This is a genomic window from Polynucleobacter sp. 31A-FELB (assembly GCF_018882405.1).
In the GTDB taxonomy this organism is placed as follows: Bacteria; Pseudomonadota; Gammaproteobacteria; order Burkholderiales; family Burkholderiaceae; genus Polynucleobacter.
On the sequence record NZ_JACVOO010000020.1, the window covers coordinates 1 to 12,151 of the forward strand.

The 12,151-nt window shown below is 46.3% G+C and carries 15 protein-coding genes and 1 tRNA gene; 9 read left to right on the top strand and 7 right to left on the bottom strand.

Annotated features, from left to right (window positions below):
- Positions 1 to 193 precede the first annotated feature (193 nt).
- Positions 194 to 349, bottom strand: coding sequence for a hypothetical protein (locus tag ICN30_RS10215; RefSeq protein ID WP_216275412.1), 156 nt, complete (start codon positions 347 to 349; stop codon positions 194 to 196).
- 67 nt (positions 350 to 416) lie between these two features.
- Complete coding sequence (locus ICN30_RS10220; protein WP_216275413.1) at positions 417 to 917, bottom strand: hypothetical protein; 501 nt, start codon at positions 915 to 917, stop codon at positions 417 to 419.
- A 97-nt stretch (positions 918 to 1,014) separates the two neighbouring features.
- Between ICN30_RS10220 and ICN30_RS10225 the strand changes: the two genes are divergently transcribed.
- From ICN30_RS10225 to ICN30_RS10245, 5 genes are read left to right on the top strand one after another with little or no spacing between them, the layout of a single operon-like run.
- Entirely contained in the window at positions 1,015 to 2,229 is a 1,215-nt protein-coding gene (locus ICN30_RS10225; RefSeq protein ID WP_216182229.1) for an MFS transporter, read from the top strand.
- 30 nt (positions 2,230 to 2,259) lie between these two features.
- Positions 2,260 to 2,946 (top strand): dienelactone hydrolase family protein, encoded by a 687-nt coding sequence (locus tag ICN30_RS10230; protein WP_216275415.1) that lies wholly within the window; start codon positions 2,260 to 2,262, stop codon positions 2,944 to 2,946.
- A gap of 19 nt (positions 2,947 to 2,965) precedes the next feature.
- On the top strand, positions 2,966 to 3,292 hold the full coding sequence (locus ICN30_RS10235) for a hypothetical protein (protein ID WP_216275417.1): 327 nt from the start codon (positions 2,966 to 2,968) through the stop codon (positions 3,290 to 3,292).
- 16 nt (positions 3,293 to 3,308) lie between these two features.
- Positions 3,309 to 3,752 carry a hypothetical protein gene (locus ICN30_RS10240; protein WP_216275419.1) on the top strand — a complete coding sequence of 148 codons (444 nt, stop codon included), beginning with the start codon at positions 3,309 to 3,311 and terminating at the stop codon, positions 3,750 to 3,752.
- 17 nt (positions 3,753 to 3,769) lie between these two features.
- Entirely contained in the window at positions 3,770 to 4,267 is a 498-nt protein-coding gene (locus ICN30_RS10245) for a hypothetical protein (RefSeq protein WP_216275421.1), read from the top strand.
- A 53-nt stretch (positions 4,268 to 4,320) separates the two neighbouring features.
- On the opposite strand, the gene ICN30_RS10250 is transcribed toward ICN30_RS10245, so the two are convergent.
- Positions 4,321 to 4,407 (bottom strand) — tRNA-Leu (locus ICN30_RS10250).
- Between the two features lie 143 nt (positions 4,408 to 4,550).
- Here ICN30_RS10250 and rnr point away from each other — a divergent pair.
- Genes rnr through ICN30_RS10265 form a run of 3 tightly spaced genes read left to right on the top strand, consistent with a single transcriptional unit; the run spans position 4,551 to position 7,965 of the window.
- Positions 4,551 to 6,962, top strand: a complete 2,412-nt coding sequence (gene rnr / locus ICN30_RS10255; protein WP_216275423.1) for a ribonuclease R — start codon at positions 4,551 to 4,553, stop codon at positions 6,960 to 6,962.
- Between the two features lie 29 nt (positions 6,963 to 6,991).
- Positions 6,992 to 7,747 carry a 23S rRNA (guanosine(2251)-2'-O)-methyltransferase RlmB gene (gene rlmB / locus ICN30_RS10260; RefSeq protein WP_216181054.1) on the top strand — a complete coding sequence of 252 codons (756 nt, stop codon included), beginning with the start codon at positions 6,992 to 6,994 and terminating at the stop codon, positions 7,745 to 7,747.
- Between the two features lie 32 nt (positions 7,748 to 7,779).
- Positions 7,780 to 7,965, top strand: coding sequence for a DUF2892 domain-containing protein (locus ICN30_RS10265; protein ID WP_215392435.1), 186 nt, complete (start codon positions 7,780 to 7,782; stop codon positions 7,963 to 7,965).
- Positions 7,966 to 7,976: 11 nt separating this feature from the next.
- Here ICN30_RS10265 and trxC read toward each other — a convergent pair whose 3' ends face one another.
- Together trxC and tal are read right to left on the bottom strand one after the other, a co-directional pair.
- Positions 7,977 to 8,399, bottom strand: coding sequence for a thioredoxin TrxC (gene trxC, locus ICN30_RS10270; protein WP_216275425.1), 423 nt, complete (start codon positions 8,397 to 8,399; stop codon positions 7,977 to 7,979).
- A 29-nt stretch (positions 8,400 to 8,428) separates the two neighbouring features.
- Positions 8,429 to 9,397 carry a transaldolase gene (gene tal, locus ICN30_RS10275; RefSeq protein ID WP_216275426.1) on the bottom strand — a complete coding sequence of 323 codons (969 nt, stop codon included), beginning with the start codon at positions 9,395 to 9,397 and terminating at the stop codon, positions 8,429 to 8,431.
- Positions 9,398 to 9,506: 109 nt separating this feature from the next.
- On the opposite strand from tal, the gene rpiA reads away from it, so the two are divergent.
- The gene (rpiA, locus tag ICN30_RS10280; protein WP_216275429.1) at positions 9,507 to 10,217 is read left to right on the top strand and encodes a ribose-5-phosphate isomerase RpiA; all 711 of its coding nucleotides are present in this window, start codon (positions 9,507 to 9,509) and stop codon (positions 10,215 to 10,217) included.
- Between the two features lie 222 nt (positions 10,218 to 10,439).
- Here rpiA and ICN30_RS10285 read toward each other — a convergent pair whose 3' ends face one another.
- Both ICN30_RS10285 and argA read right to left on the bottom strand, forming a co-directional pair.
- Positions 10,440 to 10,712 (bottom strand): oxidative damage protection protein, encoded by a 273-nt coding sequence (locus ICN30_RS10285; protein WP_062308940.1) that lies wholly within the window; start codon positions 10,710 to 10,712, stop codon positions 10,440 to 10,442.
- A gap of 58 nt (positions 10,713 to 10,770) precedes the next feature.
- Positions 10,771 to 12,135: an amino-acid N-acetyltransferase gene (gene argA / locus ICN30_RS10290; RefSeq protein WP_216228956.1), complete on the bottom strand. Its 1,365-nt coding sequence runs from the start codon at positions 12,133 to 12,135 to the stop codon at positions 10,771 to 10,773.
- Positions 12,136 to 12,151 lie beyond the last annotated feature (16 nt).

Here is a 12,151-nt window from a genome sequence, read left to right on the forward strand (position 1 = left end):
ACCCTCAGGTAGCCTCCACCTCTTAGATAATCATTAACTACTTTTAACTTGAACTGCGCACTGTGTTTGCTCATGAAGCTGACCCCTTTTGGTTGGATTGGGTGTCCAACTTTTGTGGGTCAGTTCACAAATGGAGGCTTTTTACTTAAAACTGACCAAAATTGGCCTAAAACAGGGCTAAATCAGTAATAAATTACCAATTTCCGCTGGTTTTACGTGATTTCTGTTCCAATACTTTAGCTTCGCTAAATGCAGCTGCCAACAAGGCAAAGAAGTCTTTAATTGCGAAGAAAGGCTTAAAGCTAAAAGCTGGTGCTTGGTGAAACTGTACTGAGTTTGAATGTGCCATGGTGAGCTCCTTAAGGGTTAACCCTAATGATACACCCAATTACCCCAAGCTGTAGGAATTCGATCGGTTATGCCAAGTAAACGCGGGTATTTTTGTACTTTTGGTCCCAAGCATTTTTATAGGCTGCGGTCATGCCAATCATGATGGATGTGGTCCATGCCAATGAAAAAAGACCACTGAGCGAGATGAAAAATGCAAAGGTTTTCCACCCCTCAACCAATGTATCAGACTCAAAACCCACGGTTGTATAGCAACTGCCTGCAAACAGAATTGCGGCAAGAGGGGTTTTCATGATTCCAAGGCCAATAATGAAGACGGACCAAAGGAGAATCTCCAGCAGGTGAATCAGGGCTAGAAATACAAAGGTTGCATAGAAATGAAAGAAAACCCGGTTGTATTGGGTTAGCTTGATATTGTTACGGGTCAAACGCTCGAAGCGCATAAAGACGTGATTAATGCTGCTGCCATGAAACATCAAAATGACAATCAGACAGGCAATTCCCCAGACGGTATCTCGCGCCAGAAGTACAAAAGGGAATTCGGCAAAGGAGGAAATGATGTTATTCATGAGGTCTGTATGGGGTGGGTTCAGGCATTGATTTCTTTGTCGGTTGATAATGTCACATCTCTAATTTCATGTAAAGAAACCCTTGACAGAGCATCACATGCCAGGCGGAAAGAGCAAAGAGCGCTTTTTCTTATTCTCTCTGGCCGGAATTCAGTTCACCCATATCTTAGACTTCATGATCATGATGCCTTTGGGCCCCGAATTTATTCGTGAGCTCAACATCAATACGCATGAGTTTGGTCTATTACTCTCTTCCTATACTTTTGCCGCAGCCATTGCCGGTGTCTTTGCTACGTATTTTGTAGATCGCTTTGAGAGGAGGGTGCTTCTTCTCAGTCTTTATGCCTGCTTCATTATTGCCACCTTAGTTTGTGGTTTAGCCCCTGATTACCATTCGCTATTTATTGCCCGCGCATTTGCAGGAGCATTTGGTGGCATCTTGGGTTCACTGGTTCAAACCATCATTGCAGATTCCATTCCATTCGAGCGCAGAGGCAAGGCTTTGGGTACAGTCATGTCGGCATTCTCTGTATCTACAGTTGCAGGCGTGCCGCTGAGTTTATTTCTGGCAAATAACATTCCATCCTTAGGGTGGCGTGCACCATTTATATTCATCGCTTTGGTATCTAGCCTCATCTTGTATTTGGGTTATCGCAACATTCCTAAGATTTCTGGACACCTAGGGCATACCCATGAGGGCAGTCGCCTCAGTCAAATCTGGAATATCTTTGTTGCTCATCAGCATCTGCGCGCATTTATTTTTATGGCGCTGATTATGTTGACCGGATTTTCTGTGATTCCTTATATCGCCCTCTATCTCACATCCAATGTGGGGATTGATAACTCCTATATTTCTTTAATTTATCTTTGCGGTGGTATTGCGACACTCATGAGTTCTCGCATCATTGGCCATATGGCTGATCGTTACGGCAAGGTCAAGGTATTTAGAGCCCTTGCGGTGATCAGTCTTATTCCCTTGCTCGTGACGACCAATCTCATGCCGGTGCCGCTTTGGGTGGTCTTGATTAATTCCACTGCATTTTTTGTCTTGGTTTCTGGTCGCATGATTCCGGCTATGGCCATTGTGAGTCAAGTAGTGGAAGCTAAAATTCGGGGAACCTTTATGAGTCTCGTAGGTTCAGTGCAGATGCTGGCCTCAGGACTAGCCTCTGTTATCGCTGGTGTAGTGGTCACCATTGGCGCTGATGGGAAAATGGATCACTACAACCTAGTTGGCTATGGAGCGGCTCTGTGTGGCTTGCTTACCTTCTGGTTGGTGGGCTATATTCATACGGATAAACAGGCACGCTAAGCCCAATTCATTTTCAAAAGAGAGATCGACATGATTACATTTCAAAGACCGGACGGCGCTTCAGTTGAGGCTTATCTAATTGAGCCTGCTAATCCAAAAAACGCTCCTGGCGTAGTGGTGATTCAGGAGTGGTGGGGGCTTGATGATGAAATTAAAAATGTCGCCAACCGTTTAGCAAAAGCAGGGTACCGCGCTTTGGTTCCAGATCTCTATCGGGGCAAACTTGCACTCGAAGCAAATGAAGCCGAGCACCTTATGAATGATCTCAATTTTGGTGATGCTGCGAGTCAAGATATCCGCGGTGCTGTTCAGTACCTTAAATCAACTGGGAGTAATAAGGTGGCTGTCACAGGATTTTGTATGGGTGGCGCGCTGACGGTCTTATCTGCTGGACTTGTTCCTGAGTCCGATGGAACGGTGGTTTGGTACGGATATCCACCATTAGAGTATGTTGATGCATCTGCCATAACAAAGCCGATGCTGGCACACTGGGCTCTTCATGATGATTTCTTCTCCATTGCAGGCGTTGATCAATTGGAAGAAAAGCTTAAAGCCGCCGGTGTCACGTATGATTTCCAGCGTTATGACGCTAAGCATGCGTTTGCTAATCCAAAGTCGGATTCAAGAGGTTTGCCGCCATTGCAGTACAACCCGGCCGCTGCTGATTTGGCCTGGGATCGCACGATGACTTTCTTAAAAGATACTTTAGGTAATTAACAAGCAATTAAAGGCGTATATGTTTTTCAATTGGATTTATAAGCGTAGCAATATTCAGATTTTAATTATTCTGGTGTTGTTTTTTGTTGTATTGCTCGATGTGATGCCACGTATATTGCAGGCCATCCCAATGTTTTCTCCTACCCAAGACAGTACTCGATTGGGCTTGAGTCTTTTTGGATCGATCATTACTTTAAGCGGCCTCTTAATTGGTTTCTTGTTAAACCAGGCGCAAACTAATTTTCGTGAAGTGCAATCCTTAGTCTCTAGAGAAGCTGGTCAGATTAATAATTTGGATCGCTTGCTCGTACGTTATGGGGATCCTACAATTGCCCCCTATGCGTAAGGAGTTATTTGAGTATATGAATTCCATCGTGCATGATGAGTGGGATTTGCTTAAGGATGGTCTGGGTAGTAAAAAGACCCATATGCTGTGGAGAGGGATTTCTCGCAAGCTTTTATCCTTAGAGCCTCATACCAATAGGCAGACAGCCATGTATACCGATATCCTAAAAAAAGCAGAAGAGGTGGCAGAGAGTAGAGAGGCGCGCATAGAGCGATCTTCAGTACGCCTACCGAATCTATTTTGGGTAGTCATCATCATCTGTATGGTGGCCTTACTTGGTATTAATACCTTGTTCTTGCCTTCAGACTCATTTTTCATGGGCTTGAAAATTTTGCCCGTTACATTGGGCGCACTTATCTCGCTATTGGTGATTACAGATCAACCTTTTAAAGGCCAGAGCTGCGTTAAGGCTGACCCGTTCTTAAAAATTATTGAGTCTATTAAAACTCGTACCGAATAATCTTTACTACATTTTTTATGCATCTTTTCACTGAAAACCTCGCTGTTGAACTTTCTACTTACTATCGCAACCTTGCTTTAGGGCATGGCGTGATTCCCAAGGTCTTTACCTTGGTAAATGGGGAGGGGGATCAGTACCTCTTTTTCATCGATGATCTGCGCATGAGCAAGGATGAAGAAGATCAATTCTTGGCCTACATCGTTCAAGAGCATGAGGCTGTTTGCTACGCACGAGGAACTTTAGTCATTCTGGAAAAATCTCAGCAGTTGATTGAGTTTGCGGTAATCGACCAGGATGATGCTGAAGCTATTGTGTGCTCAGCCCAATTAACCCGAGATATTGACGACAAGCCAGTTGGACTTACTGAGTTTGAAAAGACCTTAGCCCCCAAGAAAACCATCTTCTTTAGTGGTCTCTTTGAGCCTATCAAGCTATCTGAAGACAAGTCAGAAGAGTTTGAAAGCCTCTGGGATGAAATGAAGCCCAAGATCTTGCATCGAACGATGGGAATTTAATCGCCTATTGAAAAGGGCTGTTTAGTCCCCATGTAGGTCTTTGTAGGTGTATTTGGTGCCCAGGAAGGGACTCGAACCCCCACAACCTTACGATCGCCAGCACCTGAAGCTGGTGCGTCTACCAATTTCGCCACCTGGGCATGCCGTTATTATAAAGGTATGCCCCTTTTGACCCACTTTCCAACCCTTTTTGGCTTTTACCCCTCAGACTTGGTGGTTTGATACAGTAGCCTAAGCAAGAATAATCATTGATATATAAGGCATGTATTGCCGAAGGAATTAAATGCGTAAAGCAAAAAACTTGGTGCCACGAGAGGCTGACCGCTTAGGTACAGTCCAAGGTCACCGAGATGGATTTGGATTTGTAATCCCTGATGACGGTGGTGAAGATATTTTTCTTTCTGAAAGAGAAATGTCCCGCGTCATGCACGGCGATAGAGTCAATGTCAGAGTTTTAGGAACAGATCGCCGTGGTCGCCCAGAAGGTCAGATCGTCGATGTGGTTTTGCACGCCAATAAAGTCGTTATCGGTCGTCTCTTAAATGAGAATGGTGTTTTGATTGTTGCGCCGGAAGATAAACGTATCGGTCACGATATTTTGATTCCACCAAAAGGTCAGGGGAATGCCAAATTAGGTCAAGTGGTGAGTGTCGAGATCATCGACTATCCAGATAGTTATAGACAAGCTGTTGGTCGTGTTGTTGAAGTCCTGGGTGAGATTGATGATCCCGGCATGGAAATTGAAATCGCCGTACGTAAATATGGCGTTCCCCATGAGTTTTCAGCGGCAGTAAAAAAAGAAGCGGATGCATTGCCCGATACCGTACAGCAATCTGACCTTGAAGGTCGAGTGGATTTACGCGACGTTCCTTTGGTCACTATTGATGGTGCCGATGCGCGTGACTTTGATGATGCGGTGTACTGCGAGCCAGTCATGTACGGTAAGAGTAAAGCTTGGCGTCTGATTGTGGCGATTGCCGACGTATCGCATTACGTCAAGCCAGGCCAGCCCCTTGACGATGAAGGACTCCTACGCGCAACATCGGTGTATTTCCCAAGACGGGTAATACCCATGTTGCCAGAGAAGATCTCTAATGGTCTTTGCTCATTAAACCCTGGGGTTGATCGTCTGTGTATGGTGTGTGACTCTGTTGTGGACAACAACGGGGTAGTGCTGGCCTATCAGTTCTATCCGGCGGTGATGCATTCTGCCCAGCGTTTTACATACGATACGGTGTGGGAGATTCTTTCTAATAGCAAAGGACCTGAGGCAACACGTTTTGCTGAGTTCAGATCCTTGCTGACCAATCTCTATTCCCTGTACAAAATTCTATTAGATGCCCGTCAAAAACGTGGTGCTATCGAATTTGAAACTACTGAAACCCAAATCATCAGTAATGAGCTCGGGAAGATTCTGCGTATTGAACCGCGTTTGCGCAATGATGCGCATCGCTTGATCGAAGAGTGTATGTTGACGGCTAACGTCTGTGCTGCCGACTTTATTGATAAGAACAAGCACCTCAGTTTGTATCGCGTTCACGCTGAACCTTCTGAAGAAAAATTAGTTACTTTGCGTCAAGTTTTGCGTACCTCTGGCTTGTCATTGGGTGGTGGTGAAAAGCCAAAACCAAAAGACTATGCCAAGCTCATGCGTGAAATTAAAGAGCGTCCTGATGCCAACATGCTTCAGTCGGTTGTTTTGCGCTCTATGCAGCAGGCAATGTACCAACCCGATAACGAAGGTCACTTTGGTCTTGCCTATCCTGCGTACTCGCACTTCACGAGTCCGATTCGACGCTACCCAGATCTCCTAACGCATCGAGTGATTAAGGCGATCTTGGCTAAAAAACCATATACGCCTGTTCTGCCACCAAAAGTCCCACTCAATCTCACGCTGCCGCGTAAAGGTAAAGGTCGTGAGAATGCTGTAAATGCTAAAAAGTCTCACAGCGATGCAAAAGAGGCTGCTGCCAATGGCACGCGCTTACCTAAATTACCCAAAGGCGCTAATGCCGCATTGCCTATCTGGGGCCAATTAGGCGTTCATTGCTCGTCTAATGAGCGTCGTGCTGATGAAGCATCTCGCGATGTTGAAGCTTGGCTCAAGTGCTATTACATGCGCGACCATCTAGGTCAGGAATATGCTGGCACAGTGACTGGTGTGGCATCTTTTGGTTTATTTATTCAGCTAGAGAACCTCTTTGTTGAAGGTATGGTTCACGTCACCGAATTGGGTGGCGATTACTTCCAATATGATGAAGCTCGCCAAGAACTCCGTGGGGAGAGAACAGGTATTCGTTATCGCTTAGGCGATCGCGTGCATGTCTTAGTAAGCCGTGTTGATCTGGATGCTCGCAAGATTGAATTTAGTCTTGTCAAGTCCGTTGGCCTAGAGCCAGGCGGAACTACAAATCGACGTCAAATTATTTTGGCTAGCGATACTGGCAGACCCAATAAAAAGGCTGCGCCTAAAAAAGGCCGACCTGGTAGCAAAGAGCCGCAGAAGCACTCGGGCATCAATGTTAATGCCGCTAAATCCGCTGGCAATCTTGGCGCCAATCAGTCCAAGAATCAAGCTGGACGAACTGCAAGCAAAGTCGCCAAGTCTGGCAAAGCCGGTAAGTCTTCTAGGCCGACCGGCAAACCTGCTGGCACAAAGCCACCTGTTCGTAGCACTAAAGCGCGTCGTAAATAATTAGCAATATAGAATCGAGATAAGTAAAGATGAAGCAAATATTGGTTGGTTTTCATGCGGTACAAGCGCGCTTACGGGTGGATGCAGCAAGTCTGAAGTCAGTTTATTTTGATCCGAGTCGTCGTGATCGCCGCATGGGTGATTTTCTTAAGCAGGCCGAAGAGATCTTGGGCGAACGACTGCACGCCGCTGACTCCGAGCGTCTTCATAAGCTAGCAGGGCATGATCGCCATCAGGGCGTAGTTGCTCTGGCCGAGAAGATGACGATTGCGCGCACCATTACCGAAGTGGTGGAGGATGCGGAAAGTAATCAAAGCAAGGTGATGTTCTTGGTATTAGATGGCGTAACCGATCCCCATAACTTCGGCGCATGCTTGCGTGTGGCTGACGGTGCTGGTGTTGATGCGGTGGTGATTCCTAAGGATCGTTCAGCATCTATCAACGCCACTGTGAGCAAGGTGTCTAGCGGTGCTTCTGAGGTCATGCCAGTAATTACGGTTACCAACTTGGTTCGTAGCATGAAAGAGATGCAAGAAGCTGGTGTTTGGCTAATTGGTACTGACGATGAAGCGGAAAAATCTATTTACGATCTCGATCTCACTGGCCCCATTGGTATTGTTATGGGTGCAGAGGGTGAGGGCATGCGCCGCCTAACCCGCGAGACTTGTGATGAGTTGGTGCGCATTCCAATGAAGGGCGTAGTCGAGAGTTTGAATGTTTCTGTAGCGAGTGGCGTATGCTTGTATGAAGCACTAAGACAGCGTTTAGCTAAAGAGGCTAAATAGTACTTATCACTTCATCTACTCAAGAGGCTTCTATGAAATGCAATATCGGACATACTGACCGCGTTCTACGAATGACTGTTGGCGTTACTTTGATGGGGCTTGCAGGTTTTGGAATTACTGGTCCTTGGGCTTGGATTGGCATCATCCCATTACTTACTGGAATGATTGGCAATTGCCCGGCCTATAGCATTTTGGGTATTAATACTGCTAAGAAGTAAGTTGCAACGCCTTAGGTCAGTAGTTGTTGCACAAATTGCTCTAATTGAGCTGGCGGTAGTGCACCGCTAACGCGGTGAACCTCTTTGCCATTTTTGAATCCCGCTAGCGTTGGTATTGAGCGGATATTCCATTGTGACCCGAGCAGTTGCTCTGCCTCGGTATTTACCTTCACAAACAATACTTGATTGGCGTGAGTAATGGCGCTTGCCTCAAATGTTGGCCCAAACATTTTGCACGGTCCACACCATGGCGCCCAGAAATCCACTATCACCGGCATGACTGATTGGGTAACCAGCTCGCTAAAGTTTGCGGCTGTTGCGTTGATGGGTAGCGATAGCAACTCCTGCTTGCAAGCCCCGCAGATAGGAGTTTGATTCAGTCTCTCAGCAGGAACTCGATTGCCTTTACTGCAGTGCGGACAATGAATAATCATCTTGACTCCTTGGTGGTCACTCTGAATACTTAATTACTTAATAAAGCCTCAAGCTTTTCAGTATCGATGCAGAAATTGCGTATTCCTTCAGCCAATTTTTCAGTGGCCATCGCATCATTATTCAACTGCAATCTAAAGTTAGATTCATCTAGCTTAAGAGGGGAGATGTTTTCGCTGGCAAGTGCGCTCGCAGCATTGCTGGCGTTGAGCTTTTTATCAACCACTGCTGTACTGTTCTGAAGATCTCCCAGCAACTCTGGGCTGATAGTGAGTAAGTCACATCCAGCTAACTCTAGAATTTGACTGGTATTGCGGAAGCTAGCACCCATGATCTCCGTGGAAATACCAAAGTGCTTGTAATAGTGGAAGATGCGCTTGACGGATGTAACGCCAGGATCATTTGCACCGCCGTTATCAACATCATTCCAATTGCTGCCGAGTTTGGCCTTGTACCAATCGGTAATGCGCCCCACAAATGGTGAAATCAATTTGGCATTGACTGCGCCACAGGCTGCAGCTTGAACCAAAGAGAAAAGCAGTGTCATATTGCAATGAATGCCTTCGGCCTCCAAAGCTTTTGCTGCCTGAATACCTTCCCAGGTACCGGCTAATTTGATCAAGACGCGTTTGCGATCAATGCCATGGGACTCATACAGAGCGATGAGGTGTTTCGCTTTGTTAATAGTAGCCTGAGTATCGAAAGAGAGACGTGCATCAACCTCGGTCGAAACTCTTCCTGGGACGGTCTTCAAAATCTCCAGACCAAACGCTACCAGGATGTAGTCAACTAAATCGACTGGTTTCATACCGGGATGGGCAGATTTAACTTGGTTTACCAATGCCTGATAGTTGGCTTGCTGGGCAGCCTTGAGGATTAGGGAAGGGTTAGTTGTGGCGTCCTGCGGTTGGTATTCCCGCATGCGTTCAAAGTCGCCGGTATCGGCCACCACGGTAGTCAGTTGTTTGAGTTGGCTCAGTGCGGTAGCGGAGGAAGTCATCAGGATCTTGAATGCTCTTATTTAATTAATTAGTAAAACAGATTGAATATCATATGATAGATGCATAAATAAGGCTGTTCCAGTTCAGATAAAGGTATCGGGAAAGATCATGAATCAAGATCAATTAAAACAATTGGTAGGTGAGGCGGCGCGGGATGAAGTATTAAAGCTACCTGCTGGCCAGATCCTGGGTATTGGAACGGGTTCTACCGCCAACTGCTTTATTGACGCCCTGGCACCCCATAAGGCGCATTTCTTGGGAACAGTATCGAGTTCTAACGCCACGACTGAGCGCCTCTTAAAGCATGGTTTTAAGGTCTTGGATCCCAATGAAGTGGATCAGTTACCCGCCTATGTAGATGGAGCCGATGAAATCGATCCTGCGGGCCACATGATCAAGGGCGGGGGTGGCGCCTTGACCCGTGAAAAGATTATTGCCTCGATGGCAAAGCAATTCATCTGTATATGTGACTCTTCCAAGCAGGTTACGGTACTGGGTAACTTTGCCTTGCCTGTGGAGATTATTCCCTTGTCCAAAGGAATTGTGACTCAGGAACTTGCCAAGCTCGGCGGTGCGGTAACACTCAGAATGGCCAAAGAGACTCGCGCAGATTTAGGGCAGACGCCGAGTCAGCCTTTTGTGACAGATAACGGTGGCTGGATTCTAGATATAGCAGGTTTGAAGATTGCGGATCCAATTGCACTTGAGGCACAAATCAATCAAATTGCTGGTGTGATTGCTGTTGGTCTATTTGCAAAAGAGAAGGCCAATATTTTGCTAGTGAGCAATGCGTCTGGCGTGAGCAGAATCACTTTCTAAATTAAAAAACCCGACGGGGCAGCAAGCTGATCCATCGGGTTTGTTTGCCATGATTCTTCATGGCGCAGGCAAGGGGAAGAGATTTAGTTCCCAATGCCCATAAGCACATAGATATGCTTACGAGTAGTGGCTTTCGCCAATGTAGCCAATCACAGGATCTGACTGGCTACGATTCAATCCTATGCCTCTGGATTTAAGTCGTCAAGCGATATTCAAAAATAATTATTCAGCTGGCGGTACGTAGCCCTGAGCCATGTCTGCACCACCCTCAAAGAAGTATTTTTCCACCTGCTTGAGCAGATACTGGCGAGCACGAGGGTCGGCCATATTTAAGCGATTCTCGTTAATTAACATGGTTTGTTGCTTTAACCAAGCAGCCCAAGCCTCTTTGGATACTTGATTCCAAATCTTCTTACCTAGCTCGCCTGGCAGTGGAGCAAAGTCCATGCCTTCTGCTTCTTTATTGAGTTTGATGCATTGAACCATGCGTGCCATTTGTAATACCTTTCAAATACGGTGTACTAATAAATAATGAAAAAATAACTATAGAAGCTTAGAGATCTTTGGTGAGAACCATAGATTTGCGATCCCAGTTATAGATCTGCTTTCTTTCTTCGGGAAGATCGTCAACAGAGGCGCGCTTAAAGCCACGCTTTAAAAACCAATGCTCTGTTCTGGTAGTCAAAACGAAAAGCTTTTTAATGCCTTCACGTTTTGCCCGCATCTCAACGCGCTTGAGTAAACGTTCTCCGTCACCAGAGCCTTGAACATCAGGATCGACTGCAAGGCAAGCAAGCTCGCCCACGCCATTAGGGAAAGGGAATAGGGCAGCACAGCCGAAGAGAACGCGATCATGCTCAATAACAGAGAAGCGCTGAATATCACGTTCAATGACGTCTTGACCGCGAGCAGCCAAAATGCCTTCTTCTTCAAGCGGGCTGGTTAACTGCAGAATGCCGCCAACGTCATCTTGATTGGCTTCACGTAAGTTCTCAATATCGGATGAGGCCAACATCATGCCGATACCATCATGGGTAAAGAGCTCTTCCAGAAGTGCGCCATCTTGATTGCAAGGCAAGAAGTGAACACGGCTTACGCCAGCACGAATAGCTCTGCCAGAGATATTGAGCAAACTCTTCATGCCGAGATCGAGCTCGGGATGTTGAGCCACATATTCCTGCAGTTGTGGCATTGACAACTCGGTAATGTAATCACCTTCTTCATCCTTCAGGCCAGCATAAGGGCTGAGGAAAATGAGCTTATCCGCTTTAAGCGCAGCAGCAGTTGATGCAGCCACATCTTCAAATGCCAGATTAAATGCTTGACCAGTTGGTGAGAAACCTAAGGGTGAGAGCAACACAATCTTATTACTATCCAATGAGAGCTTGATAGAAGTCGAGTCTACTTTGCGCACCAAGCCGGTATGGATGTAATCAATACCCTCAACTACGCCTACAGGCATAGCGGTAATGAAGTTACCGGAGATCACGGAAATGCGTGAACCTGCCATTGGCGTATTAGGCAATCCACGACTAAATGCTGCTTCAATATCCAAACGCAATTCACCAGCAGCTTCTTTTACGCACTCCAAAGCCGCGGCATCGGTAATGCGATAGCTGTGCATGGCGCTCTTGCCGAATTGGCTCTTAATATTGCGTAAGGTTAACTGCTCCTCAATTTGAGGGCGGATGCCGTGAACTAAAACGATACGCATACCCATGGCATGCAACATCGCAATATCTTCAATCAGATTCTCGAGGCCGATTTCTTGGGCTAGCTCACCAGCAAAGGCGATTACAAATGTCTTCTCGCGGAAGCTATGAATATAGGGCGCAACATCACGCAGCCATCCTACAAAAGGAAAGTTGGAGCTTGATTCTTCGGCGTTTGAGCCGGGGTTTGGTGCATTTGTTGGCATAGTGAGAAAATTATAG